We start from the raw sequence: 25,034 nt of genomic DNA, 5'->3' as shown, positions 1-25,034 counted from the left end.
CAACTATGATCAAAGTAGAATAAATTAGCGTTTTAGGTATCTTTCTTACTCTTTGCCAGAGGGAAAGCTTATGTCTTCAGTTACTAGCGATCGCCTCATTTCTCTGGATCTGGGCCAACCATTATGGGATCGTTTCTTTATGGTGGCACCTTTAGTGATCATTGGCACCAAAGAAGCAGATGAAAACTATGATCTTGCACCGAAACACATGGCGATGCCGTTTGGTTGGGATAATTATTTTGGGTTTATTTGTACCCCAAGTCATGGCACTTATCAAAATATTGTTAGAGAAAAAGCCTTTAGTGTCAGTTTTCCCCAACCGAATCAAATATTACTCACCAGTTTAACCGCTACTGCCCGTTGTGAGAATAATCAAAAACCGCTTTTATCAATCTTATCGACATTTCCCACTACCCAGATAGACAGTGTTTATCTCGAAGACAGTTATCTCTATTTAGAATGTCACCTGGATCGGATTATAGAAGGATTTGGAGATAATAGTCTCATTGTAGGCAAAATTATCGCAGCCCAAGTTAAGGAAACAGCCTTAAGGAGAAGCGATCGCGATGACCAAGACATTTTACTCGATATTCCTCTGTTAGTTTATCTTTCCCCTGGACGGTATAGCATCATCGATCATAGTTTCTCCTTCCCTTTTCATGCACAGTTTCATCGTTAACCCAGTCCAAAATGGTTTTTAAAAACCTTGAACACTCCCCAAAATGTCCACCCCAACCCTAACCCCTTCACTATCTCAACGACTACTGGACTATCTCCACAGTCGTCATGGGGACATGGTTGATCTTTTGAAGCAGTTAGTGTTAGCCGAGTCCCCTTCAACCGTTCCCACAGCACAAAAACCCGTTCTCTCCTTGCTCAAAAATGCTTTCTTAAGCCGTCATTATCGGGTTCGTTATCTTAGAGGTCAAAATACTGGGGGACACCTCTTAGCCGTACCGAAACAGCGCATTAAAGGACAACCGAGACAACTATTACTCGGTCATTGTGACACAGTTTGGCCGTTGGGAACCCTAGAAACTATGCCCTTAGTCCAAAGAAACGGTAAACTGTACGGTCCAGGAGTCTATGATATGAAAGCAGGGTTAATACAGACTATTTTTGCTCTAGAAAGTCTTTTGTCTCATGATCTAACCCCTGCTGTTACTCCTATCTTTTTAATTAACTCCGACGAAGAAATAGGTAGCAAAGAATCTACCCCTTATATTCGTCGCTTAGTGCAAGGATGCGATCGCGTCTTTGTCATGGAACCCTCTTTAGGACAAAAAGGACAACTAAAAACCCGTCGCAAAGGAGTGGGACGGTTTACAGTGAAAGTGATCGGTAAAGCTGCTCATGCCGGCTTAGAACCAGAAAAGGGTGCTAGTGCAATTTTAGAGCTATCCTTTGTCATTCAACAACTCTTTGCTCTCAATGATCCTGAACATGGCATTACCGTGAATGTCGGGACTATTGACGGGGGGATTCGTTCCAATGTGATCGCCCCAGAAAGCACCGCAGTGGTGGATGTCAGGGTACTCCATCAAGAAGATGCTCAAAGAATAGAACAAAAAATCCTCAATTTACAACCCACCACCCCCAACACTCAACTCATTATTACAGGAAAAATTGGCCGGCCACCCATGGAAAAAACCCCAGACAGTGAAAAACTATGGCAACGGGCCTATCAACGGGGGTGTGAGTTGGGGTTAACCCTCACCGAAGCGATCGCCGGGGGTGGGTCCGATGGTAATACCACGAACCGCTATGCGCCCACTTTGGACGGTTTAGGTGCCGTAGGAGACGCGGCTCATTCTCCTGGGGAGTTTATCTATCTTGATAGTTTAGTGGAGCGATCGGCTTTGTTGGCCAGTTTGTTACTTGAGCCGGCTTTACTCAGTGAACCGTGAAAGGATACTGACATCTTACACGCCTGACATAAAAACCAACTCATAGACTAGAGATTATCAATTCTCAAGTAGTTAAAGTCAAAAACAAACACCATTGCCACCCCCTCCAACTCCCCCTTTTATTAGGGGGAGAACCCTTGCCTATTCCCCATTCTCTACCCCCCACACCCCCCTTTATAAGGGGGGCAGGGGGGTTAGGGGGCAGGGGGGTTAGGGGGCAGGGGGGGTTAGCCAAGGTGCAAGATATGAGGATAAAAATGATGAAAAGTAACCGTTTAAACCCACCTTATTTATACAGTTCCTTAACTCGTATTTCTGATCTGCCAGTCCAACCCTTTGATGTCATGTCTTTACCGAGAAACCAATGGGAAACCAGTGATTATGTGGTGGGGGAGGTGGTTTCTCCTGTTCCGGTGAATGCTCAGTTAGAACTGCCTAACGGACGGTTAGCCAGTCTTTTAGAAGGCGATCGCATTATTGGCGCGTTTGGTATCCGACGAGCGACTTTAGAAGCGGTAGGAGAATGGCAGTCCATTGGAGACGATGGACGTATGGATAATATGACTTGTGCCGGGTTGTTTGGCAAAGTTACCTCTAAGTCCTATTTATTACCGCCTCTCACCTCCCTGCAATATCGGGGTCATGTCTTACGCAATGGTCAAAAAGTTTCTATGAAAGATTTTGTCTCCACCATTTCCTATCATCATTATGACTGTCCTACCATCATGATTATTGGCACATCGATGTCAGCTGGAAAAACTACCTCGGCTCGTATTATTATCCATCAATTAAAACAGTTAGGATTGAAAGTAATTGGAGCTAAATTGACCGGTGCTGGACGATATCGTGATGTTTTATCCATGAAAGATGCAGGGGCTGATTATATTTTTGATTTTGTGGATGTGGGACTCCCTTCCTCTGTGGCACCCCCTGAAGAATTTAGGGTTTTAGTGCGTCAATTATTGAGTATGATGGCGGCCAAAAATCCTGATGTGGTTGTGATTGAAGCGGGTGCTTCTCCCCTAGAACCTTACAATGGATCGGTGGTTTTAGAAGAACTAAAAAAACACATTTGTCTGACGGTATTATGTGCCTCTGATCCCTATTCTGTGGTGGGGGTTTGTCAGGGGTTTGGCTTTTTACCGGATCTGATTACAGGGATCGCCACTAGCACGTCGTCAGGGGTAGAATTAGTCAAAAAATTAACCGGAATACAAGCGTTAACCTTATCCGAACCCAGTGCTTTACCGCTCCTAACTCAGTTGTTAGAGAATAAGTTACATTTAGCTCCAACTCATGTCTTACAGGTTTGATATCCCCCTACCCCCCCTGCCTTATACCCCCCCTGCCCCCCTTATAAAGGGGGGTGTGGGGGGTGTGAGGGGTGTGGGGGGTGTGGGGTCAATTAATGTTTCTTTTTGCGAACAGTGAAACTAGCTAATCCTAAAAGGCTAACTAAACCTAACAGGGTTCCAGGTTCGGGGGTAGTTTCTATTGCTTGTTCAGGGGGTTCTGGAACGGCACTAATGGTGATACGGGCAATACCATTGGGATAGAGCGTTTCATTGTTAAAATTCAAATTAGCAAAATCGGTGTCAAAATTAGCTGGTCTATTGAGAAAATTAGCGAAAGGAGCGGTAACAGTGGTGTTGACTCCATTTTCGTTGGCTCCCTGGTTTCCTTCCGTTTGTCCCCCAGGAATTCCAAATCTGCCGTTACCAGCAGAGGTGGCAAAATCATTAACTTCGGTGCCTGCGTCGTCCACAGTTCCAGGAAGTCCGATTCCAAAAGAAATTGAGGTTTCTTCTCCTGTAAATAAAGTCGTTAAACTATGGGCTAAGGGATTACCATTGGCAACATAATAATCACTGGTAGGGAGAATCATCGACGCATAGGAGAAGTAACGATTAGCATCATCGGGGGTGACTTCAAAGAGACTCATGGCTGAGGTTCCTGGTGCAATGGGACTGTCGCCGATGGCACCATCGACACGAGTGCCGACTTGAGTGGTTGAGAAAATGCCACCGATATCATCACTAGAATCATCAGGCGTACCATTATCATCGATATAGGTTAAATTATTGAGGAAGTCTTGGGATATGAGCATGGGATTGCCATCTTCAGCAATTTGCTCTAAACCTCGCTCAGAAGGGAGTCCCCCGTTGTAACTATCAAAGCTACCGTCATGGAATCCCACCCACACGGGGGTCAGATCCACACCTCCCATCGGGCCGAGGTTTTCCACTTCGACTTTTAGGGTCAAGGCTTGGGCGGCGGCTCCTGTGGTGGCAACGGAACCAAGGGTTAAAACGATTAACAATGCTTTGCTATGGGTAGATAAGTTAATCATGGCAACATTCACAATTGAGTTGATAATCTTCCCAACAAGTTAGTGAGACTATCTGAGAATTGCCTGAGAAAATGCCAAGAGTTTTCTTATCTAAATTTCATTAACGTTTCATGTTTTCTTCTACCCAATTGTGTAAGGTTTCTACTAAGGTTTTGACTTCAATTTCTTGTGATTCTTTGCTTTTTCTCGTGATAACTTCTACTTTACCTGCTTTTAACGATCGCCCTGTTACTACCCGATAAGGAATGCCGATTAAATCAGCATCTTTAAACTTAACGCCGGCTCGTTCATCGCGATCGTCTAATAGGGTTTCTACGCCCATTTTATTCAATTCGTTGTAGAGAGTTTGGGCGACTTCCATTTGATTTTGATCTTTGATATTTGGGACAATAATAATCACGTGATAAGGGGCGATCGCCACAGGCCAAATAATGCCATCTTTATCATAGGATTGTTCGACGGCAGCCTGTGCCAAACGGGAAACTCCCACCCCATAACATCCCATTACGATGGGCTTTTCTTCGCCATTTTCATCGGTAAAAGTTGCCCCCATTGCTTCGGAATATTTAGTGCCTAATTGGAAGATATGGCCCACTTCAATACCTCTGGCACTGGCTAAGGTTTGATTGGGATCATGAACAGCGCGATCGCCGATCATTGCGGTTCTAATATCACAAACCAATTGAGGTAATTTAAAGTCTTTGTCCCAGTTTCCTCCTAGGATATGATAACCGGTTTCATCGGCTCCGGTGACGAAGTTTTCTAAGTCAACGGCGGTTTGATCTACAATTCTTAAAAACTTCCCTGTTATGTATTCTCCAGAGGCAATATAATCATCTTCTAAACTAGGGGAAATGTAGCCGACGGGTAAGGGTTTGTTTGCCCATTTTTTCTGGTCATTTTCATCAGGAACCGTTAACGCTAATAATGTATTGGCTTGATATTGTGGAGCTACTTTTACTAATTCATTGTTTAATTTAACTTCATTAACTTCTTGATCTCCTCGAATACTCACTAAAACTAAAACGGTTTTTCCGTTATCATAAACGGCTTGATAAATAACGTTTTTTACGATATTAGTGGGAGAACATTTTAAAAAGTTACACAGTTTTTCGATGGTGTTACAATCGGGGGTTTCCTTTTTTTCGTAACTGCAAAAAGGAGATTTTTCCGCATCTTTGGGAAGGGAAACGGCCTTTTCTACATTCGCGGCATATTGACCATCTTCTGTGTATAAAACCTCATCTTCTCCTGCTTCTGCTAGGATCATAAATTCTTGGGAGGCTGAACCCCCAATGGCTCCAGAATCGGCTTCTACGGCTCGATAAGCTAATCCACAACGGCTAATCATATTCCGATAAGCTTGATCCATTGCATCGTAACTTTTTTGTAAGCTGGCTTCATCTTCGTTGAAAGAATAAGCATCTTTCATGATAAATTCTCGTCCTCGCATTAAGCCAAACCGAGGGCGAATTTCATCCCTAAATTTTGTTTGAATTTGATATAAATTAACCGGTAGTTGTCGATAGGAACGGATCATATCTTTCGCCACTGTAGTAATGACTTCTTCGTGAGTGGGTCCTAACCCTAATTCCCTTTCTTGGCGATCGATTAAGGAAAACATGATTCCTTCTGCTTTGGTATAGGTTTCCCATCGTCCCGACTCTTTCCATAACTCCGATGGTTGCAACTGGGGTAAAAGACATTCTTGGGCCCCTGTGGCGTTCATTTCTTCTCGTACGATTTGAGAAACCTTTTGTAAGACGCGCCACATCAAAGGTAAATAAGTATAAATACCGCTACCAATTCGACGAATATAACCGGCTCTCAATAACAGTTTATGACTAGGTATTTCTGCTTCCGCGGGATCTTCCCGTAGGGTGACAAAGAGCATCTGAGACAGTCGCATTCAGTATTTCCTCGCAATTACCGAATAGTTATTATCGCATTTTTTGGGGGTTTCTACCAAGTTGTTAAGAATTATGTTTTAAAGGGTTATTCATAATTCAGTAAAAACTCCTATTTATTTTAAAGATTATATAAAGTTAATAGCAATTTTTATCAAGATTTTATAAAGTTATTTTTCTTTAAAAAAGATTAGACAAATTGAGGGAATATGCGTATAATCATGGAGAATATACAATAATAAAAAACTGAAAACCGTATTTTCTCGACTTTTAACATTTTTCTGCAATTATTATTGAGAGAAAATACGGGTAGTTTATGGTTTTAAAATTGTTTTTTGAGGATCAAATCATGAATAAGACTTTAAATACTAAGACTAAGATTTATGTTAATATTATGGAATTATTAGTTGATGAAGAAATTGACAAGCAACTAAAGTTTTATCCAAAACAACTTAAAGAATATATCAATAAAATTGAAGTAGCGACCTATGCGCTGAATCGTTTACCTCCTCTTTATGCCTCGAGTGCTATGGGTAAAGAGTATCAAAAACGGACAGGACAGCAAAAATATAAATCACAAATTACCTTGGCTGTTCGTCGAGCTTTAGCTGCTATAGAAAGAGATCCCCTTAAACGCTCAGTGCCTCTTATTTCAGAGAGATATGCAGAGTATGAAGTAGCAAAAATTGCTTTAAATAAGTTAGAAAAACTTCTTCAAAATAAAGGAATCATTACTAACTCTCAACAACTGTCTTGGAATAATTTAAATAAGATTCTTTATCCACTAATAACTCAAAACCAACCAACAAAAATCATTAAAGATGTAGAGGATAAATCATTAAGTTATATTTCAAAGCAACTCAATCAAGAATTATCCGATAGTCGTAACTTACGTAAATATTAGAAATTAAAGAAACTAGAGATTTTAAACCTTAGAAACGGTAGGGTAAGAAAACATAAATTTTGAAAATATATCTTGTCCCTACCGATTTATCAGATAATTAATGATTCTCAAGGTTTTCTTAATTTGATACTGTAAAAAAAATGTTAAGGTTGAAATTGTAGATCATTATAGAAATGAAGAGGATTAAATAATCAGGTGTTATCATTAATTGTACGCTTTATAGATATGATACAACCCTTAATTATTCCCCTATGTTTCATAATAGCTTGGGTATTTATTTTTGCGTTAGGGAGTAGTGTCATAGGAACCATTGTTGATGTTATAAAAAGATCCAAAAAAATGCACGAAATCCCTTGTACTCACTGCCAATATTTTACAAATGACCATCGTTTAAAATGTCCAGTGAATCCCTTTCAAGCTAATACAGAAGAAGCGATTAATTGTAAAGATTATCAGATGAGAGAATATTAAACATGAAAATTGGAATTATTGGCTTAGGATTAATTGGGGGATCTCTGGGATTTGATCTACGCGATCGCGGACATATTATTTATGGGGTATCTCGCCAAGAAAGCACCTGTCAGCGAGCCATAGAAAGGGGAGTCGTTGATTATGCAAGTATTAATATTAATTTATTATCAACGGTAGAGATAATTTTTATTTGTACTCCCATTGGCTTAATTTCTCAAACCTTAAAACAGTTGATTCCTAATTTAAGTCCCGACGTGATTATTACTGATGTAGGATCAGTTAAAACAGCTATAATCAAAGAATGTGAGCCATTATGGTCGAATTTTGTCGGGGGACATCCCATGGCCGGAACGGCTGAACAAGGCATCGAAGCAGCCCAAAAAAACTTATTTAAAAATGCGCCTTATGTCATTACTCCTACAGAAAAAACCCCAAAAGATAGCATCAAAATTTTAGAAGCGTTAGCCCAATCTTTAGGGTCAACTGTTTATACTTGTTCTCCAGACATTCATGATCAAGCAGTGGCTTGGATTTCCCATTTACCCGTAATGGTTAGTGCTAGTTTAATCGCTGCTTGTTTAGGAGAAAAAGAAAAAACTGTGTTAAAGTTAGCCCAACAATTAGCCAGTTCTGGGTTCAAAGATACCAGTCGTGTGGGAGGAGGAAACCCCGAATTAGGGTTAATGATGGCTCAATACAATAAAACTGCCTTATTGCACAGTTTGCAGGGTTATCGTCAGCAACTAGATGAGGTTATTGAATACATTAAGAGAGAAGAATGGGACTCCCTAGAACAATTATTGATGATGACACAAAAAGAGCGGTCGCCGTTTATTGAAGGACAAAAAAATTCTTAGGTTTTTCAGCAAAAATACTTAAGTGCGTCTATAATTCGGATAGATTTTAAACACGATTTTAGTCTCCATGAATAATAAAAACAGTATTCACCCCACCCAAAAGATTTTTGTCAATATTAGCTTAATTTGTCTGGGAATTTCTGCTAATGCCACGTTTTTCTCCCTAATGGTCACATTTCTGTTAGGAACAGTCGTTTTAGGTTGGTTGAGTAGTCAAAAAGATAAATTTACCTTGAATACGGAAAACATGAGTAACCAAGCTGACAAAAAAGCCATGTCTTCCTCCATGCCTCCTAAGTAATAATCCTGTTCTCTGCGATACAATACCCCTAGGGTTCTACTCGTCAGTAATAACCCTATATGTAGTGTATCAGTTACTGTTAACCATGACAGATCATCCCCTCGGTGCCGTTGTTCAAGGTTCCCTTTCACAAGGGTTAGAAGTTCGCTTACATTCTGATGTGTCGGTTGAACAGATGCGAGTGGGAAAATTTTTGGTAGTGCAAGGGGTGCGATCGCGGTTTTTCTGTTTATTAACCGATGTTTCCCTGGGAACTGCCAACCCTCGAATTTTAGCCAACCCTCCCAGTTTTCAAGATACGTTTATGAGAGATGTATTAGCCGGGAGTGCTACCTATGGCAATGTGGAACTTGCACCCATGTTAATGTTTACCCCTACCGAAGAAGAAGAAAACCATAATTCTCACACTGAAGATACTTCTTTAGGTTCGTTTCAAGCGCAAACCAACGCAGACATAGAACTCCTCCCTGTTAAAACAATTCCTACCCATTTTAGTCAAGTTTATGAAGCGTCAGAAAGGGATTTTCGGGCGGTTTTTGGGTGGGAAGATGACCCCACACGACGTAATTTTGCCATCGGTAAACCGTTAGATATGGAGGTTCCCATTTGTATTGATTTAGATCGCTTTGTTGAACGGAGTAATGGGGTTTTTGGGAAGTCAGGAACCGGTAAATCTTTTTTAACTCGCTTGTTAATTTCTGGGATTATTCGTAAGCAAGCTGCGGTTAATTTAATGTTTGATATGCACTCAGAATATGGGTGGGAAGCGATGAAGGAAGGGAAAGAAGTTTCTACGGTTAAAGGGTTACGTCAATTGTTTCCTGGACAGGTAGAAATTTATACTTTAGATCCTGAGTCTACCAAAAGAAGAGGGGTTAGTGATGCTCAAGAATTGTATTTAAGTTACGATCAAATTGATATCGAAGACATTCGTTTAGTGGGTCATGAATTAGGAATTTCTGAGGCAAGTTTAGACAATGCCAACATTTTAGAAGCGGAATATGGTAAGTCATGGATTATGCAATTATTAAACATGACCAATGAAGATATTAAACTATTTTGTCAAGAAAAACAGGGTCATGCCGGGTCAATTATGTCCCTACAAAGAAAGTTAATGCGGTTAGATAATTTAAAATATTTACGCACTGCTTGCCCTCATAATTATATTAATCAAGTGTTAGAATCTTTGGATGCAGGAAAGCACGTGGTGATTGAGTTTGGATCACAATCAAATATGCTGTCTTATATGTTAGCAACGAATATGATTACCCGACGTATTCATGGCAGTTATGTCAAGAAAGCTGAGCGATTTTTACAGACAAAAAGTCCAAGCGATCGCCCGAGACAATTAGTAATTACTATTGAAGAAGCACACCGATTTTTAGATTCTAAAATTGTTCATCAAACTATCTTTGGAACTATTGCTAGGGAGATGAGAAAATATTTTGTAACCCTGTTAATTGTAGATCAAAGACCATCGGGAATTGATAACGAAGTCATGTCACAGGTAGGGACAAGAATCACCTGTTTACTAAACGATGAAAAGGATATTGATGCTATTTTTACAGGAGTTTCTGGCGGACAAAATTTGAGGTCGGTGTTAGCAAAGTTAGATTCTAAACAACAAGCTTTAATCTTAGGTCATGCGGTTCCGATGCCAGTTGTTATTAGAACTCGTGCCTATGATCAACAATTCTATGCCGAAATCGGGGAAACAGATTGGTCAGAATTACCTGATGAAGAGGTGTTTGCTGCAGCAGAAACTGCTAGAGCAGAATTAGGATTTTAACAGTTATTTGTATGAATTAAATAACTGACTAATAGACTTCATCATGAGTTCCGATTGACTCTAAAAGGATAGCTTGTTTATTATCATATTCAACAAAAGAAAAAATAATTCTTAAATCATATCCAGCACTGCAAGACCACGAATTTTTAAGCTCTCCTTTTAATTTATGAGTTCTTAATCGAGGATGAAAGGGATCTTGACTTAATAAGTTTAGGGTATCTTGCAAACTTTGAACGATAGAGGGTTGTTTTTTGATTCGTTTTTTACCTTCTCTAATAAAAGCACTTGAACGTAATAATACATAAGTCACCCTAAAAGTTCCTCAATAATTTCCTCTGAAGTAACGGGTTGACATTTTCCTTCTGTAAACTCTTGTTTTGCTTCTTGAACATCTCTAATTCTGTCACCTCTATGGCGATCTCGAAGGCGATTTTGTAAAATACTAATGAGATATTCTTGATCTTCTGGAGTCAGTTGTTCAGCCGCTTCTAGAATATCAGCAAAGATTATTTTTGTCATTTTGTTTTTTCCTTTGTTTTGATGACTCTAATTAATTATAACAAAAAGTCTTAAATTAATTATAAAAATGTTCTATTCTTGAATTTATTTTATCAAAATACTTTTTTTCTTTTTCAATCCCAATATAATGACGATTAAGATTTAAACAGGCGATCGCAGTAGAACCGGAACCCATAAAAGGATCTAAAACTATCATATTTTCTTTGCTACTTGCTCTAATAATTCTTTCTATTAATTTAACGGGTTTTTGGGTTGGATGAAACCGTTTTTCTTCATAAAAATTGATGTCATTCCAAACATCTGTTACCCCCATTTCTATATTAAATGTTGCCGAAATATCTTCATAAGGATAGTTAAACTCTAGAACTTCTTGTAATTTTTTCCACATTTCTCTAGTAGGAACTTGGGCTAATATATTATTACCGGTGTACAGTGACCACATTCCCCCACCATTAGATTTGACCCCTAATCTTTTGTTAATTTCTAATGCAGTTAACCCTAACTCTTTTTGACGTTGTTTAAGAAACTGTTTAATAAACGGACGACTATTATAAATAAAAAATAATAAACTTTCGGTAACATTAGGAAACATTTTATAGTTTTTAGTTGCCCTTCCGCTAATGGCTTTCATTCCTTTATCTATGATAATTTGTTGTCGAAAATTAAACCCTAAATTAATAATCGGTTCGTATAAATAAAATAAGTTTCTTAAGTAACCAAATAAATATAAACTACCTGATAATTTAATCACTCTAGAAATTTCAGGCAGCCATTGTAAACACCATTCTTTATAATCATCTTCTGTACGCCATTGATAATCCCATTTTTGTTGAATCACTTTCCAATAGGGAGGATCAAGAATAATTAAATCAATGCTTTTATCAGGTAATTCTTTTAAGATTTTAATACAGTCTCCTGGTATAATTTGATTCAGATATTTCATGTTTATAGACATTGTTTAACTTAAGATTGATTCTAAAGCATTTTTAAGTAAAAATAGTAAACAGTGAACAGTCACCGATAACTGATCACTGGTAACTGATCACTGGTAACGGCTAATGTCAATTATTACTGGAAAAACAAAACTATTAGGAATCATTGGTTATCCTGTCGAACATTCCTTATCCCCTGTCATGCAAAATGCAGAAATTGAGCGGTTGGGGGTTGATTATATCTATATCCCTTTCCCAGTTAAACCCGAAAACTTACAAACCGCGTTAAATGGCTTTGCAACCATCGGCGTGATGGGTTTCAACGCAACCATCCCCCATAAACAAGCTATCATACCTCTACTATCAGACGTTACCACAACTGCGAAATTAGTGGGAGCCGTGAACACCGTTTGGCGCACAGAAACAGGGTGGAAAGGGACAAACACCGACGTTATTGGCTTTGTCACCCCCCTAAAAGCCTTAAATCGCGACTGGAACACCATTAAACCCATTATCCTCGGAAATGGAGGCGCAGCGCGGGCCGTGGTGGTGGGGTTAGCGGAATTAGGCTGCCGTCATATTTGCGTTGTGGGACGAGATAAGGATAAGTTAGGTAAATTTAAGCAAAGTTGGGACATCAGTGAGCTTCAAGCCTCTATAACCGTTCATTCTTGGGATGAATTATCGGGGTTGGTATCGGAAAGCGAGTTGATAGTGAATACCACACCTATCGGGATGTTTCCTCATACTGAGAATTCTCCCGTTGACAGTGATTTATGGGAAAAATTCTCTAATAATGCGATCGCTTATGATTTAATTTATAATCCGAGTCCCACCCAGTTTCTAAAAGATGCACAACAGCAGGGTTTAACGATTATTGATGGTTTAGATATGTTAGTGTATCAAGGGGCTGCCGCTTTAGAAATTTGGTTACAACAACCCGTTTCAGCAGACGTGATGAGTGAAGCTTTAAAACAAGTTCTTTTTTCTTAATTTATGTATTTTTGAGAATAGTTATGACCGTTACTAAAACTCATTTAACCCTTCAAGAATATCTTAATTATGATGACCAAACTGACATCACTTATGAACTGGTTAATGGGGAATTAGTTCCAATGACTTTGGGGATGGGACAACATGGCGAAATTGCCGATTTTCTCAATTATTGTTTTCGCCAAGAAATTAAACGTTTAAGTCAACCTTGGGTATCGAAACAAATGGTTATCGCTATTCAATCACCCCGTGGAAATCGATGGGATACGGTTCGTATTCCTGACGTGGTGGTATTATTAACATCCCAATGGCAACAATTACAAAATCGTGAAGCCGTTATTTTACTTAATGAACCTTCCCCCATTTTAGTGGTAGAAGTTGTTAGTGAATCAACCAAAAATATTGATTATCGTGCTAAACGTTCTGAATATAGTGTACTCGATATTCCTGAATATTGGATTGTTGATCCCTTTCAAGAACAAGTTACTATTCTGTCTTTATCTGAAGGGTTTTATGATGAGATGATATTTGCTTCATCGGATATTGTGAAATCTTCTATTTTCACTGAATTTAACTATACTGTCTCTCAAATTTTACAGGGGGATCTTTTATAAAAATATTACCGTTTTTGGGTCATAGCCATAAGATTATTAACAGTTATTTTTGCCATTTCACCTAAAGTGGGTAGATTGTCTTCTCCTGTGTAGATAAAAGGTAACTCTGTCCCTTGCCAAACCCATACTTGTTGCCGTTGTAAATCAATTAACCAAGCGAGTTGAGTATTATGACTTAAACAATGAAGAATTTTGCTTTGTAAACTTAAAGTACCTTGATCCGGGGAACGAATTTCGATTTTATTGTAGGGGCTTAATAATATTAAGCCCTCACTATTATTAACTTTTAACCGCTACTCCACTACTAAAGCGAATTTTTAAGAAATCTTCCTCCATTTTTGCCCCCGAAGGTTGCAAGGCGGCCAACGCTTGAGGTAACACTAAATTACGGCGATGATTACCAATTCTAATATTCAATTCATCCCCTGTTTTATTCAGTTGTACCTTTTCTTTAGGAATCCCCGGTAAATACAATTCTAAACTGTAATCTTGTCCATTTTGTACCACGCGAATGGTATCTTCTTGATGATAAACTTGTGCCGGATCTTCATCTTTATAGAGGGTTTCTTTTAACCGTTCTAAAGCATCCATCCCACACATTTCTTCAGAAAATAAAGGCACTTCTTTGACCGGTAACGGATGGAAATTTTCGTGAATTTCTTGTTTATAAACTTGTTGATTATTCTTCCATTTTTCAAAGAAGGGATCATTAACAGTATCAGGAATAATACGGTTAGCAATCACTAAATCGGTAGAAACATTATACAAACTGAGATAAGCATGGGCCCGCAACGACTCTTTAATCACCATTTTTTCGGGATTTGTCACCAAACGAACCGAAGTTTGCTTATTATCCGTCAAAACCTTCTCTAATTCTTCGATTTGCTCGTAAAATTCATAGGGTGCGTCCATTACCTCCTTATCAGGTAAAGAAAATCCTGCAATGGGTCGAAACAACGGTTCTACCAGAGGACGCAAGGCCACTGACATCCCTTGTAACGGTTTATAAAATCTTCTCATATACCAGCCACCCACTTCAGGAATACTCAGCAGACGCAAAGCGGTTCCTGTGGGGGCCGAGTCAATAATTAAAACGTCATATTCTCCCTCATCGTGGTGGCGTTTCATGCGAACTAAGCCAAAAATCTCGTCCATTCCTGGTAAAATTGCTAATTCTTCCGCTTGTACGCCGTCAAGTCCTCGTGCTTGCAATACCTGGGTAATATACCGTTTAACTGCCCCCCAGTTCCCTTCGAGTTCCATTAATGCGTCGAGTTCGGCCCCCCAAAGGTTGGGACACACCAAACGAGGTTCATGACCCAACTCTAAATCAAAACTATCCGCTAAGGAATGGGCCGGGTCCGTACTTAAAACGAGGGTTTTGTACCCTAACTCTGCACATCTGAGGCCAGTGGCCGCAGCGACGGAAGTTTTACCAACTCCCCCTTTACCAGTCATGAGGATTACACGCATGATTTTTTCAGAAAAATTTACATTACTTATCTTTATTATGAAGGATTTAGGACAAAATGTTGTTTTACTACATCCCAACGAGAACAGTTCCAATAGTCAATATGGGAAATAATCAGGTTTTGGTCATTAAAAGTCAGTTCGCTGCGGCCTGGGATGGAAATGGGGGGTTTCCAGGGTAACGGGGTGGTCCAGTGTAGCGTCCATTCTGTATGAATGACGTTATCGCTTTGATAGATATTGTGTAATTCTAAATCAACATTTTTAAACCAAGTTGACATAAATCCGATCATTTCTTGATAGCGTTTAACTCCTGTAAACTCATTAACTGGGTCTTTAAAATAAACATCATCTGCATAAACTGAATAAGTTTGATTATTGGGAAAAGTTTGATAGTCTTGTTTGATGGTTTCTAGAAGCGTCATAAGATAACTTTTTGTATAAACAATTTGATGAATTAACAATATTATCGATTATAAGAATCTAAACATTTTCTACGACTTCTTCGCCAAAGGTTTCAATATGAAAACGAACTGCAGATTCAGCATCTTTTAATGCTTCCTCATAAGTTTCTCCTTCTCCAATAACAATTCCTTGAACCCCTAAAGGATAAGCGATGTAACCATCATCGTGTTTTTCTACAATCATTTTGATATTGTTCATAAAGTTTAGAGGGAATAAAGAGTAACGAAACAGTATAAGACATCTTATTTAATATTTTATCTCAAGATGTTTAAGAATTCTGGTTTTTGTATATTTTTTCGATCAAGAATTAACAATTTAATCCCATTAGGTTATCATATTGATAACACTTATTAGGAGAATAGTCCATGCAACCTTTAACAATTCGTAAATTTGGTGATTCATTAGGAATAACATTACATCAAGAAATTCTCAAAAAACTTAATCTCAGTGAAGGAGATAACTTATATATTAAAGAAACTGCTGATGGACTACAAATAACATCCGATGATCCAGAATTTGATGAAGCAATGACTCTTTATCGTCAAGGTAGTTCTCAATATGATAATGCTTTAAGAGAACTTGCTTAATGACTAATATTCGTTGGATAAGTGAAAAATTTGTTATAGTAATTCAAAATTATGGAACAATTAGCATCAGGAGAAATTGAGCAAGCATATTTAGCAAAATGGTTAGAAAAATATACAGAAAATCATTTACACTAATATTTAATAAGATTATAATTGGAATTATTCCATCAAAAGGAGAAAAATAAATGAGTCAATCTAATCATACCCTTTGGAATATTTCTGAGGAAATGATTGAACTAGAAAACTTAATAAGTCGACTTCAAGAGTCTGAAGAATTAAGCGAAGAAGAAAAAGAAGTTAAAATCAATGAACTCTTTTCTGAGTGGTTAACTGCTGATACAAACTTTGAAGAAAAAGCTGAAAAAGTCGCCCATTACATTAAGTATTTAGAAGCAATAACCGAAGCAAGAAAAGCAGAAGCAAAACGGATCAGAGTTTTAGCCAGTATGAGTGAAAAACAAGGGGATAAATTACGAAACTATCTAATTAGGGAAATGCAACGGGTTAATAAAACAAAAATTGAGGGTGTCACTTGTAAATTATCCATGAGAAAGAAACAACCGAGTATTTGTTTAAAAGTAGAACCAGAAGACCTTCCCGATGAATTTAAACGGGTGAAAATTGAACCAAATCTAACAGAAATAAGAAAAGCCCTCAAATCTCAAAAAGACATTGATTGGGCTTTTTTGGACGATAATGAAGACTATAGTTTAACCATTAAATGAATCTTTCAAAGTAAAAGGCAACAGGATAGAAAACGTCTTGTTTTGCCTATTGCCTATTGCCTATTGCTAGAATGCCTGTTATATTTTTGTGCCACATTCAGGACAAAACTTGTTAGTAACAGGGTTATCCGTACCACAGTAACTACAACGGGTTAACTCCGTCATCAACTGGTTAGACTTTAACTCAGGCAGTCCGATCATTTGAGCATTACTCTTTCCGGGTGCAACCATGGGATAACAATTTTCATCCCGTTTCACATGAACATCCATCAACACAGGGCCATCATGGGCTAACATTTCAGCCACCGCACCAGCTAACTGAGAATGCTCTCTAACGGTGATTCCTTTAACCCCGAACGCTTTAGCCAACAATTCAAAATCAGGCATTCCTGTCTGCATATTAGACGAAGAATAACGCTCGCCGTAAAAGGTTTGTTGCCATTGGCGTACCATCCCCTGCCAACCATTATTAATAATGACCGTTTTCGCAGCAATGTTATACTGTGCCAGGGTTGCCAACTCCTGGAGATTCATCTGAAAACTCGCATCACCACTAATACAGATAACCTCTTCTTCTGGCAGAGCCACCTTAACCCCCATAGCTGCTGGCATTCCATAACCCATGGTTCCTAACCCTGCGCTAGAAATCCAACGACGGGGCCCGTTATTTAAGAATTGAGCCGCCCACATTTGATGCTGTCCCACATCCGTCGTATAGTAAGCGTGAGGAGCTTGACGACCCACTTCTACAATCACCTCTTGAGGAGAGATGCTATGGTCATAATGGGGTGCAGTGAGGGGATATTGTTCGCGCCAACGGTTGATCCGGTTTAACCAAGGTTGATGTTTCTCAGCATCCAAAGGAACATCAATTTCCCGCGATCGCTGTAATAATTGTTCTAATACCTGACGTACATCTCCGACGATAGGAACTTCAGGGAGTCTATTTTTACCCACTTCTGCCGGATCAATATCAATATGAATGACTCGGGCCCGGGAAGCAAATTCATCTAATTTACCCGTTACGCGATCGTCAAACCGTGATCCCACCGCGATCAATAAATCACACTCACTCACCGCAAAGTTAGCGTAAGCGGTGCCGTGCATTCCTAACATTCCCACGGATAACGGGTGATGTTCATCAAAGGAACCTATTCCCATTAACGTCGTGGTGACAGGAATTTGAAAGCGTTCAGCAAATTCTTGAACTTGAGCGTGAGCATTGGCTGCGATCGCTCCTCCTCCAACATATAATAAAGGACGTTCTGACCCTTCAATTAAAGATAAAGCTGCATTAATTTGACGAGGGTTGCCTTTTACCGTGGGACGATACCCAGGTACTTTAACTTGGCCCGGTTCAACAGGAATATAATCACATTCTTCTAAACCCACATCCTTGGGAACATCGATCAACACAGGGCCAGGCCGTCCGGTACTGGCGATATGAAACGCTTCAGCCACAATATTGGCCATATCTTCAGCATGACGTACCACATAGGAATGTTTAACAATGGGCAGAGTAATGCCAAAAATATCCGTTTCTTGGAACGCATCGCTACCAATGGCCGCCCGTCCCACTTGTCCCGTTACCACCACCATCGGAATAGAATCGAGGTGCGCTGTAGCGATCCCTGTGACTAAGTTAGTCGCTCCCGGGCCAGAGGTTCCGAAACAGACTCCCACTTTACCCGTGGCGCGGGCGTAACCATCCGCTGCGTGGGACGCACCTTGTTCGTGGCGCACTAAGAAATGTTGGATGTCTCCCCTTGCTTCGGCTCGGTATAATTCATCATAAATAGGAAGAATGGCTCCTCCTGGATAGCCAAAAATGTGCTTAACGCCGTGACGAATTAAACTATCGATCAAGGCATAGGCCCCTGTCTGGCGTTGGGGAGTTTCTGCTAAGGGTGGAGTTATTTTTGCTATTGAAGAAACCACAGGGCAAACCGTCTCACTTACTTAATATCTAATCTATATCTTCTATTTTAGTTATGTTGTCTCCCTTATAACATAAAAAATTTCAACATTTATATCGAATGGCAGGAGGTAGGAGGCAGGAGATAGGAGGCAGGAGATAGGAGGCAGGAGATAGGAGGCAGGAGGCAGGAGGCAGAATAGGTTAAGAATTTTTGAAGAAAGTTGATATCCTATCTGCGATCGTGTCGGTTGGATAAAAGAAGGAAAATATGTGAGTTACTCAGACCTTACTTTTAAAATACAAGATAGTACACCAGTGGGACACCTCCCTAGGATGAGAAGTCAAATAGTAGAGTGGGGAGGAGGAGGAATATGGGAAAATCTATTCTCTCGCGCAAAGACTTGTAACCTGTAATATATCACCATCACAACCATGTAGAGACGTTTCATGAAACATCTCTACAAAAATCATTAATTGACTCAATATTTTGTGAAAACTGACAGCATTTTTTATCAACTATTTCAAACCTTTCCCCGTTGCTTTTTTGACTTACTCAACCTTCCTGAAACTACTGTCAATAATTATGAATTTTCTTCCGTCGAAATTAAACAATTGGCATTCCGTATTGATGGGGTATTTCTTCCTGATACTGAAGATAAACTCATCTATTTTGTTGAAGTCCAATTTCAAAAAGATGAGCAATTTTATTCTCGATTTTTTAGTGAAATCTTCTTGTATCTCCATCAAACAAAATTAAGTAATAATTGGCAAGGCGTTGTCATTTATCCGAACCGTAACGTAGAAATAAGGAACACCTCTCGTTATCAAGAAATATTAAACTCAGAGAGAGTTAAACGATTTTATCTCAATGAATTAGATAACATAGAATCAGTCGGACTAAAAACCCTAAAATTAATTATCAGTCCTCAAAAAAATGCCATTGAACATGGAAAAGAATTAATTGAACAAGTTAAACAGGAATTTAATGATAACAAAAACAAGAAAATATATTACAATTAATAGAGACAATTCTCGTCTATAAACTTCCGTTGATTAGTCGTCAGGAGATAGAAAAAATGTTTAGTTTAAGTGATCTTAGAGAAACAAAAGTGTATCAAGAAGCATTAGAGGAAGGGATAGAACAAGGAAGACAGGAAGGAGAGTTAGCTGCGAAAATATCCTCTATTCCTCGCTTAGTCGCATTAGGTTTAACGGTAGAACAAATTGCTCAAGCATTAGAGTTAGAGATTGAACAAGTTAGAAACATTGTAGAATCTAATTAATAAGCGATCTCGAAAAGATCCACTTTTCGGTGCGCCTATCATAATTAACAATAAAAATTAATACAGCTTTTCTCATTAGAAATGAGGTACATTTTTAACTCTTGACTATTGCCTCTTGCCTGTTGCCTTAAAGCGATCACTTGTGTACCTTACGAGTATGAGAACTGCTATAACTTAAATTTTCAGGAACGATTCGGGGTAAAATTATGTCCATTAATCTGATATTGTTTGTTCGGCGTGGCCGCTATGCTCCAGTTCAAAATACAATCCGATAGTGATATTCCCGCGTCCAAACAACTGTTTGATCAGATTCGATTTGCGATCGCCTCTCGTCAATATCCCCCCGGCCATCGTTTACCGAGTACCCGTCAACTCGCCACCATGACAGGACTCCATCGCAATACCATCAGTAAAGTTTATCAACAACTCGAAGAAGCGGGCCTCGTCGAATCTATCGCTGGTTCAGGAATCTATGTTAAAGCACAAAACAACGAAGACATCTCTTTTCCTGAGTCCCCCTTATTCACCCAATATCCTCAAGAAAGTCAACTGGTTTATAAAAGCCTAGATGAACTCCTCAGACAAGGCTTAACCCTTACCCAAGCGAAAGAATTATTTTTAGCCGTCATTGATTGGCGGTTACGCTGTAGCGCACAAGTGATCGTTACCGTTCCCAGTAGAGATATGGGGGCCGGCGAACTGATTTTACAAGAATTAGAAAAAGCCCTCGCTATTCCCGTCGAATTAGTATCAATTGAAGAATTAGACCAAGTTTTAGCTCAAAAAGAATCTGCCACTGTCGTCACTAGCCGTTACTTTATCCCCGAAGCCGAATTAATTGCCTCTCCCCATGCAACCCGTGTCTTCCCCATCGATATCTACGATTATGGCAAAGAATTAGCCATGATTAAAGAATTACCGAAAGATACTCGTTTAGGGATTGTTAGTTTAAGTCCAGGGATTATTCGCGTGGCAGAAATCCTCATCCATAGTTTACGGGGAGATGATTTATTATTAATCACTGCACCAGCAAGCGATCGCCGTCAACTGTTAACCTTAGCGCGATCGGCACAAACCATTATGAGTGATCCGGCTAGTTATGAGTTGGTTAAAGAAGCCATTCTCACCGTTAGAGATGATTTAATTCGTCCCCCAGATATTTTTTGCTCGGAATATTACATCGGAGAAAAGTCGATTAACCTCCTCAAACGAGAGTTAGGACTTGGCTAATACAGTGAACAGTGAACAGTGAACAGTGACCAACTATTAATTTAATTAGTGGTCACCTTTGTTAAAAGCGAGATTAACCAATGGATTTATCAATTATGTAGGATCTTCAAACTCCATTTCTAGCTGCTTAAATCTTTCTTCCTCCTGAAGTTTCCTTCTAGTGCTTATCAATTTACGAAAATGTTTCATAAACTCATCCCATACTAAATTTTGCCTTGCTTCTAAAAACGCATCACAAATCTCCACTAAAACAGAAGCTTCATAACCATTAATTTTCATTTTGCCTTGATAACATTCAATCGGCTTAAAAATATCAGGATTTTTATTCTTATACAAATAAGGTTTTAAAGACTGTTGTTCTAAATATCTATTTAATCTTGTTCCTGCAGTTTTACTTGCGTCTTCATCATCAACCATTTTTAAAGCACCTTGCATTCCTCTGCCAGATAATACTCGTCTCCCATCTTCTAAGACATAACATGAGATTTTGGAGTTACCTAATACAATTTCACCTTTATGTGTAATGTTATTCATAGTTAATCTACAATAATTGTTACGTGAGCTATTATAAACTACATTTATATAGCTTAATACATAAATACTATGAATGTCGAGTGAACCGTCTTGATATAGCCATATCTCGTAAAAATATAGAGATTATTCGTATATTCTTAGGTGTCGAAGCAGATACTACAATTTATTTTACTTCCACCTTGGTGATGCTTCTTCTTTTATTCTTTTTAAATCTAGTTAACGATGAATTTACCCATTGTTTATCATCCTCAATATGTTGTTTTTCTCTTGGATGGACATCGATTTCCTATGGAGAAATTTTCTTTACTTTATTCACCGCTTATTGTCAAGGAACTTTAACGGATAAAGCCCAGCGACGCATTGGTTTACCTGGGAGTGAAGCAATAAATCATTTCACAATTGATTTTGCTATAATATTAGCCTACCCACAATCACTGTAGGTAGGCTAATAGTTACCGAACAAATTTCTCTAAAACAGCTTAGAATGCACGGTTATTGGGCTTATGAACGATAAAGCTCATGGTTTGACACTGTTTGATGTTGTCAAAACCAATCACACGAATATAAGCATTAGGATACTCAGAACGACATTCCCGTACTTCGGCTAATACTTCTTGAGCCGAACTAGCACCGAATAAAGGTAACTTCCACATGGTCCAGAAGTGAGTCTCAGGCTGAGGATTTTCTTCAAATTCAACCCCAGGAATCATGCCTTGATCCAATACATATTGAACTTGACGAACAATTTGTTGATCGGTTAAAGGGGGTAAATAAGAAAGGGTTTCGTAACGACGCTCTTTAGGTAATGTTTTCATTGTTGGTAGATTCCTATCTCAAATTAATCACAATTAGGGTTTGAGTCATCATTTTCTGACTCAGAAGGAGTTGAGGATACGGAGGAAGAACGGGTAAGCCTTTCCAATAGCTGACGACGGTGTTCCATATTGGACTGACTAATGCCGTGTCGCACCATCTGGGGCATAAATTCCATCACCTCTGAAGCTAGATATTCCCTAACTTTGAGAATACGCATGACTAGCTCTTTATCTTCTTCCATTAACCCCTCAATAAAGCTTTCTCCTTTTTGGATATTATGAGAAGCGGTATATTGCCTTAGCCAGATGGCTTGTTTGGGGTTGGTTTCCGATAGTTGGTCAAGAATGATACGAACCGCTTGATAAGTCAGGTAATTTTGGATGACCTCTGCCGTGTCGTTAGCTATTTTTTTGGGATACATAAACGCCTACCTGTCCCTCCTCGGACACAGTTGTTAGTTTTTAGTGTTTTATATTCCTAAAAACTAACAATTATCCCAAAATTAGAGTGTATCCATTGCCTCAAACTCGAATGTAATTTCTTTCCAGAGTTCGCAAGCAGCAGCTAACTCAGGACTCCACTTACAAGCTTCGCGGATAACGTCATTACCTTCACGAGCTAAGTTACGACCTTCGTTACGGGCTTGAATACAAGCTTCAAGAGCCACACGGTTAGCGGTTGCACCAGGCGCGTTACCCCAGGGGTGTCCTAAGGTACCACCACCGAACTGTAAGCAAGAGTCGTCGCCAAAGATTTCGACTAAGGCGGGCATATGCCATACGTGGATACCACCGGAAGCAACGGGCATGGTTCCAGGCATAGAAGCGTAGTCTTGGGTGAAGAAAATACCACGAGAGCGATCTTCTTCAACGTAGTCTTCGCGCATCAGGTCAACAAACCCCATGGTGATGCCTCTTTCCCCTTCTAATTTACCCACAACGGTTCCAGAGTGGAGGTGATCACCACCAGATAAACGTAAACACTTGGCTAAGACGCGGAAGTGAATACCATGATTCTTCTGACGGTCAATTACAGCGTGCATCGCACGGTGAATGTGCAGTAATAAACCATTGTCACGACAGAACTTAGACAAGGTGGTGTTAGCGGTGAAACCACCGGTTAAGAAGTCATGCATAACGATAGGAGTGCCAATTTCTTTGGCGAACTCAGCCCGTTTCATCATTTCTTCGCAAGTACCGGCGGTGACGTTAAGGTAGTGACCTTTAACTTCGTTGGTTTCAGCTTGGGCTTTTTCAATAGCTTCTTGTACGAATAAGAAGCGATCGCGCCAACGCATGAAGGGCTGAGAGTTGATGTTTTCGTCGTCTTTGGTGAAGTCTAAACCACCCCGTAAACATTCGTAAACGGCACGTCCGTAGTTCTTAGCGGATAGACCAAGTTTGGGCTTAATGGTACAACCTAATAAGGGACGACCATATTTGTTTAATTTATCCCGTTCCACGGTGATCCCGTGAGGAGGCCCTTGGAAGGTTTTGATTAAAGCAACGGGGAAACGGATATCTTCTAAACGTAATGCCCGTAATGCTTTGAACCCGAATACGTTACCCACTAAAGAGGTGAGAACGTTGGTGACTGATCCTTCTTCAAATAAGTCTAAAGGATAGGCAATAAACGCAAAATACTGGTTGTCTTCGTTAGGAACGGGTTCGATGTCATAACAACGACCTTTGTAACGATCTAAGTCGGTTAAGTTATCGGTCCAAACGGTTGTCCAGGTTCCGGTAGAAGATTCTGCTGCAACGGCTGCACCGGCTTCTTCAGGAGGAACACCCGGTTGGGGGGTCATACGGAAGCACGCCAATAGATCAGTATCTTTGGGAGTGTAGTCGGGGGTGTAATAGGTTAAGCGGTAGTCTTGAACACCGGCATTAAACCCTGCTTTTGTGGCCTGTGCCATTTTGTTATTCCTCCATGAATGGGCGTCGTTAATTTCTCATTTATCATTTCGTAAGTCGGTTTCCCCTGACCTACCGGTAATAGAGAAAATTTTAGAAAGTTATTCGGTTGCTCAAAGTCGCTTGTAGCAAACCGTTTATTCACTTATGTTCGTTTCGAGTCCTTATCATATCACGATAGTTAGACTCTTTTAACATTGTTTTTACCCTTTTCTAGTAGATTTTTTGATTACAATTTATGGACAGTCTCATTAATTTAACTAATGAGTGTTTCTGCTCTGATTCCTCTTTAATCATTTAGTTTTCCTTCATATCAGACATGGGATCACTTATTCTAAAAAATTTATAAATATTTACATCTCCTGGTCTGATCCACTGGGTAAGATTGCTCAAGTTTTGGATAATAAGAAACAGAATGAGGCTTGACAATTAATCACACTTGGTCATTTATAGATATTTGTCAATGTATTTCTGATTACTGATTGTGTTTTGACAATATATATCACTACGAAGGATCAAATCAGGATCGAAGGTGCAAGATATAAG

26 protein-coding genes and 2 pseudogenes are annotated in these 25,034 nt (G+C 39.4%); 15 read left to right on the top strand and 13 right to left on the bottom strand.

Going from position 1 to position 25,034, the window contains the following annotated elements; genetic code table 11:
- Positions 1-70: 70 nt before the first annotated feature.
- The 3 genes from C4E06_RS22600 (at position 71) to C4E06_RS22590 (ending at position 3,220) form a co-directional block, all read left to right on the top strand.
- On the top strand, positions 71-679 hold the full coding sequence (locus C4E06_RS22600; RefSeq protein WP_107670636.1) for a flavin reductase: 609 nt from the start codon (positions 71-73) through the stop codon (positions 677-679).
- A 43-nt stretch (positions 680-722) separates the two neighbouring features.
- Complete coding sequence (locus C4E06_RS22595; protein WP_107670635.1) at positions 723-1,907, top strand: M20 family metallopeptidase; 1,185 nt, start codon at positions 723-725, stop codon at positions 1,905-1,907.
- 257 nt (positions 1,908-2,164) lie between these two features.
- Positions 2,165-3,220, top strand: a complete 1,056-nt coding sequence (locus tag C4E06_RS22590; protein ID WP_107670662.1) for an AAA family ATPase — start codon at positions 2,165-2,167, stop codon at positions 3,218-3,220.
- A 92-nt stretch (positions 3,221-3,312) separates the two neighbouring features.
- Here the strand turns inward: C4E06_RS22590 and C4E06_RS22585 are convergent, their stop codons facing one another.
- Positions 3,313-4,257 carry a spondin domain-containing protein gene (locus C4E06_RS22585; RefSeq protein ID WP_107670634.1) on the bottom strand — a complete coding sequence of 315 codons (945 nt, stop codon included), beginning with the start codon at positions 4,255-4,257 and terminating at the stop codon, positions 3,313-3,315.
- A 100-nt stretch (positions 4,258-4,357) separates the two neighbouring features.
- Positions 4,358-6,166, bottom strand: a complete 1,809-nt coding sequence (proS, locus tag C4E06_RS22580; protein ID WP_107670633.1) for a proline--tRNA ligase — start codon at positions 6,164-6,166, stop codon at positions 4,358-4,360.
- A gap of 347 nt (positions 6,167-6,513) precedes the next feature.
- Between proS and C4E06_RS22575 the strand changes: the two genes are divergently transcribed.
- The 5 genes from C4E06_RS22575 (at position 6,514) to C4E06_RS22555 (ending at position 10,486) form a co-directional block, all read left to right on the top strand.
- On the top strand, positions 6,514-7,068 hold the full coding sequence (locus C4E06_RS22575; protein ID WP_107670661.1) for a late competence development ComFB family protein: 555 nt from the start codon (positions 6,514-6,516) through the stop codon (positions 7,066-7,068).
- Between the two features lie 195 nt (positions 7,069-7,263).
- On the top strand, positions 7,264-7,539 hold the full coding sequence (locus C4E06_RS22570) for a hypothetical protein (protein ID WP_107670632.1): 276 nt from the start codon (positions 7,264-7,266) through the stop codon (positions 7,537-7,539).
- Between the two features lie 2 nt (positions 7,540-7,541).
- Positions 7,542-8,396 (top strand): prephenate/arogenate dehydrogenase, encoded by an 855-nt coding sequence (locus C4E06_RS22565; RefSeq protein WP_107670631.1) that lies wholly within the window; start codon positions 7,542-7,544, stop codon positions 8,394-8,396.
- 67 nt (positions 8,397-8,463) lie between these two features.
- Entirely contained in the window at positions 8,464-8,697 is a 234-nt protein-coding gene (locus C4E06_RS22560) for a hypothetical protein (protein WP_107670630.1), read from the top strand.
- 85 nt (positions 8,698-8,782) lie between these two features.
- Complete coding sequence (locus tag C4E06_RS22555; protein WP_107670660.1) at positions 8,783-10,486, top strand: ATP-binding protein; 1,704 nt, start codon at positions 8,783-8,785, stop codon at positions 10,484-10,486.
- Between the two features lie 28 nt (positions 10,487-10,514).
- On the opposite strand, the gene C4E06_RS22550 is transcribed toward C4E06_RS22555, so the two are convergent.
- Genes C4E06_RS22550 through C4E06_RS22540 form a run of 3 tightly spaced genes read right to left on the bottom strand, consistent with a single transcriptional unit; the run spans position 10,515 to position 11,948 of the window.
- The gene (locus tag C4E06_RS22550) at positions 10,515-10,796 is read right to left on the bottom strand and encodes a type II toxin-antitoxin system mRNA interferase toxin, RelE/StbE family (protein WP_107670629.1); all 282 of its coding nucleotides are present in this window, start codon (positions 10,794-10,796) and stop codon (positions 10,515-10,517) included.
- Positions 10,793-11,005: a hypothetical protein gene (locus tag C4E06_RS22545; protein WP_107670628.1), complete on the bottom strand. Its 213-nt coding sequence runs from the start codon at positions 11,003-11,005 to the stop codon at positions 10,793-10,795. Before C4E06_RS22545 ends, C4E06_RS22550 begins: the two co-directional genes overlap by 4 nt.
- Before the next feature lie 55 nt (positions 11,006-11,060).
- Entirely contained in the window at positions 11,061-11,948 is an 888-nt protein-coding gene (locus C4E06_RS22540; RefSeq protein WP_107670627.1) for a site-specific DNA-methyltransferase, read from the bottom strand.
- Between the two features lie 115 nt (positions 11,949-12,063).
- Here C4E06_RS22540 and C4E06_RS22535 point away from each other — a divergent pair, with 115 nt between their 5' ends.
- Together C4E06_RS22535 and C4E06_RS22530 are read left to right on the top strand one after the other, a co-directional pair.
- Positions 12,064-12,930, top strand: a complete 867-nt coding sequence (locus C4E06_RS22535; RefSeq protein ID WP_107670626.1) for a shikimate dehydrogenase — start codon at positions 12,064-12,066, stop codon at positions 12,928-12,930.
- Positions 12,931-12,953: 23 nt separating this feature from the next.
- Positions 12,954-13,544 (top strand): Uma2 family endonuclease, encoded by a 591-nt coding sequence (locus C4E06_RS22530; protein WP_107670625.1) that lies wholly within the window; start codon positions 12,954-12,956, stop codon positions 13,542-13,544.
- A gap of 279 nt (positions 13,545-13,823) precedes the next feature.
- Here the strand turns inward: C4E06_RS22530 and C4E06_RS22525 are convergent, their stop codons facing one another.
- The 3 genes from C4E06_RS22525 to C4E06_RS22515 are packed head-to-tail and all read right to left on the bottom strand — an operon-like array spanning position 13,824 to position 15,677.
- Entirely contained in the window at positions 13,824-15,017 is a 1,194-nt protein-coding gene (locus C4E06_RS22525) for a TRC40/GET3/ArsA family transport-energizing ATPase (protein ID WP_107670624.1), read from the bottom strand.
- 35 nt (positions 15,018-15,052) lie between these two features.
- Entirely contained in the window at positions 15,053-15,439 is a 387-nt protein-coding gene (locus C4E06_RS22520) for a DUF2358 domain-containing protein (protein WP_107670659.1), read from the bottom strand.
- A gap of 58 nt (positions 15,440-15,497) precedes the next feature.
- A complete protein-coding gene (locus tag C4E06_RS22515; RefSeq protein ID WP_107670623.1) occupies positions 15,498-15,677 on the bottom strand; it encodes a type II toxin-antitoxin system HicB family antitoxin in 180 nt (59 codons plus the stop codon).
- A 167-nt stretch (positions 15,678-15,844) separates the two neighbouring features.
- Between C4E06_RS22515 and C4E06_RS22510 the strand changes: the two genes are divergently transcribed.
- A complete protein-coding gene (locus C4E06_RS22510; protein WP_107670622.1) occupies positions 15,845-16,066 on the top strand; it encodes an AbrB/MazE/SpoVT family DNA-binding domain-containing protein in 222 nt (73 codons plus the stop codon).
- A gap of 185 nt (positions 16,067-16,251) precedes the next feature.
- The gene (locus tag C4E06_RS22505; RefSeq protein WP_107670621.1) at positions 16,252-16,791 is read left to right on the top strand and encodes a siphovirus Gp157 family protein; all 540 of its coding nucleotides are present in this window, start codon (positions 16,252-16,254) and stop codon (positions 16,789-16,791) included.
- A gap of 78 nt (positions 16,792-16,869) precedes the next feature.
- Here the strand turns inward: C4E06_RS22505 and ilvB are convergent, their stop codons facing one another.
- The gene (gene ilvB / locus C4E06_RS22500; protein WP_107670620.1) at positions 16,870-18,729 is read right to left on the bottom strand and encodes a biosynthetic-type acetolactate synthase large subunit; all 1,860 of its coding nucleotides are present in this window, start codon (positions 18,727-18,729) and stop codon (positions 16,870-16,872) included.
- A gap of 469 nt (positions 18,730-19,198) precedes the next feature.
- Here ilvB and C4E06_RS22490 point away from each other — a divergent pair.
- Positions 19,199-19,992, top strand: a pseudogene (locus C4E06_RS22490) (Rpn family recombination-promoting nuclease/putative transposase).
- Between the two features lie 246 nt (positions 19,993-20,238).
- A complete protein-coding gene (locus tag C4E06_RS22485) occupies positions 20,239-21,222 on the top strand; it encodes a GntR family transcriptional regulator (RefSeq protein ID WP_107670619.1) in 984 nt (327 codons plus the stop codon).
- A 93-nt stretch (positions 21,223-21,315) separates the two neighbouring features.
- Here the strand turns inward: C4E06_RS22485 and C4E06_RS22480 are convergent, their stop codons facing one another.
- Positions 21,316-21,756 carry a hypothetical protein gene (locus C4E06_RS22480; RefSeq protein WP_107670618.1) on the bottom strand — a complete coding sequence of 147 codons (441 nt, stop codon included), beginning with the start codon at positions 21,754-21,756 and terminating at the stop codon, positions 21,316-21,318.
- Between the two features lie 222 nt (positions 21,757-21,978).
- Between C4E06_RS22480 and C4E06_RS29025 the strand changes: the two are divergent.
- Positions 21,979-22,142: pseudogene (locus C4E06_RS29025) on the top strand (histone deacetylase); the annotation flags it as partial.
- 93 nt (positions 22,143-22,235) lie between these two features.
- Here C4E06_RS29025 and C4E06_RS22470 read toward each other — a convergent pair.
- The 3 genes from C4E06_RS22470 to C4E06_RS22460 form a co-directional block, all read right to left on the bottom strand.
- Positions 22,236-22,571 (bottom strand): ribulose bisphosphate carboxylase small subunit, encoded by a 336-nt coding sequence (locus C4E06_RS22470; RefSeq protein ID WP_107670617.1) that lies wholly within the window; start codon positions 22,569-22,571, stop codon positions 22,236-22,238.
- Positions 22,572-22,594: 23 nt separating this feature from the next.
- Positions 22,595-22,993 carry a chaperonin family protein RbcX gene (locus tag C4E06_RS22465; protein ID WP_107670616.1) on the bottom strand — a complete coding sequence of 133 codons (399 nt, stop codon included), beginning with the start codon at positions 22,991-22,993 and terminating at the stop codon, positions 22,595-22,597.
- A gap of 81 nt (positions 22,994-23,074) precedes the next feature.
- Positions 23,075-24,490 (bottom strand): form I ribulose bisphosphate carboxylase large subunit, encoded by a 1,416-nt coding sequence (locus C4E06_RS22460; RefSeq protein WP_107670615.1) that lies wholly within the window; start codon positions 24,488-24,490, stop codon positions 23,075-23,077.
- Positions 24,491-25,034 lie beyond the last annotated feature (544 nt).

Source organism: Cyanothece sp. BG0011 (assembly GCF_003013815.1).
Classification (GTDB): domain Bacteria; phylum Cyanobacteriota; class Cyanobacteriia; order Cyanobacteriales; family Microcystaceae; genus Crocosphaera.
Note: the sequence above shows the minus strand (reverse complement) of the source record. Positions and strands in the feature narration are given on the sequence as shown.

Coding starts and splice junctions, on each gene's coding strand:
- C4E06_RS22600 (WP_107670636.1), top strand. CDS start 71: ATGTCTTCAGTTACTAGCGATCGCCTCATTTCTCTGGATCTGGGCCAA.
- C4E06_RS22595 (WP_107670635.1), top strand. CDS start 723: ATGTCCACCCCAACCCTAACCCCTTCACTATCTCAACGACTACTGGAC.
- C4E06_RS22590 (WP_107670662.1), top strand. CDS start 2,165: ATGATGAAAAGTAACCGTTTAAACCCACCTTATTTATACAGTTCCTTA.
- C4E06_RS22585 (WP_107670634.1), bottom strand. CDS start 4,257: ATGATTAACTTATCTACCCATAGCAAAGCATTGTTAATCGTTTTAACC.
- proS (WP_107670633.1), bottom strand. CDS start 6,166: ATGCGACTGTCTCAGATGCTCTTTGTCACCCTACGGGAAGATCCCGCG.
- C4E06_RS22575 (WP_107670661.1), top strand. CDS start 6,514: ATGAATAAGACTTTAAATACTAAGACTAAGATTTATGTTAATATTATG.
- C4E06_RS22565 (WP_107670631.1), top strand. CDS start 7,542: ATGAAAATTGGAATTATTGGCTTAGGATTAATTGGGGGATCTCTGGGA.
- C4E06_RS22560 (WP_107670630.1), top strand. CDS start 8,464: ATGAATAATAAAAACAGTATTCACCCCACCCAAAAGATTTTTGTCAAT.
- C4E06_RS22555 (WP_107670660.1), top strand. CDS start 8,783: ATGACAGATCATCCCCTCGGTGCCGTTGTTCAAGGTTCCCTTTCACAA.
- C4E06_RS22545 (WP_107670628.1), bottom strand. CDS start 11,005: ATGACAAAAATAATCTTTGCTGATATTCTAGAAGCGGCTGAACAACTG.
- C4E06_RS22540 (WP_107670627.1), bottom strand. CDS start 11,948: ATGAAATATCTGAATCAAATTATACCAGGAGACTGTATTAAAATCTTA.
- C4E06_RS22535 (WP_107670626.1), top strand. CDS start 12,064: ATGTCAATTATTACTGGAAAAACAAAACTATTAGGAATCATTGGTTAT.
- C4E06_RS22530 (WP_107670625.1), top strand. CDS start 12,954: ATGACCGTTACTAAAACTCATTTAACCCTTCAAGAATATCTTAATTAT.
- C4E06_RS22525 (WP_107670624.1), bottom strand. CDS start 15,017: ATGCGTGTAATCCTCATGACTGGTAAAGGGGGAGTTGGTAAAACTTCC.
- C4E06_RS22520 (WP_107670659.1), bottom strand. CDS start 15,439: ATGACGCTTCTAGAAACCATCAAACAAGACTATCAAACTTTTCCCAAT.
- C4E06_RS22515 (WP_107670623.1), bottom strand. CDS start 15,677: ATGAACAATATCAAAATGATTGTAGAAAAACACGATGATGGTTACATC.
- C4E06_RS22510 (WP_107670622.1), top strand. CDS start 15,845: ATGCAACCTTTAACAATTCGTAAATTTGGTGATTCATTAGGAATAACA.
- C4E06_RS22505 (WP_107670621.1), top strand. CDS start 16,252: ATGAGTCAATCTAATCATACCCTTTGGAATATTTCTGAGGAAATGATT.
- C4E06_RS22485 (WP_107670619.1), top strand. CDS start 20,239: ATGCTCCAGTTCAAAATACAATCCGATAGTGATATTCCCGCGTCCAAA.
- C4E06_RS22480 (WP_107670618.1), bottom strand. CDS start 21,756: ATGAATAACATTACACATAAAGGTGAAATTGTATTAGGTAACTCCAAA.
- C4E06_RS22470 (WP_107670617.1), bottom strand. CDS start 22,571: ATGAAAACATTACCTAAAGAGCGTCGTTACGAAACCCTTTCTTATTTA.
- C4E06_RS22465 (WP_107670616.1), bottom strand. CDS start 22,993: ATGTATCCCAAAAAAATAGCTAACGACACGGCAGAGGTCATCCAAAAT.
- C4E06_RS22460 (WP_107670615.1), bottom strand. CDS start 24,490: ATGGCACAGGCCACAAAAGCAGGGTTTAATGCCGGTGTTCAAGACTAC.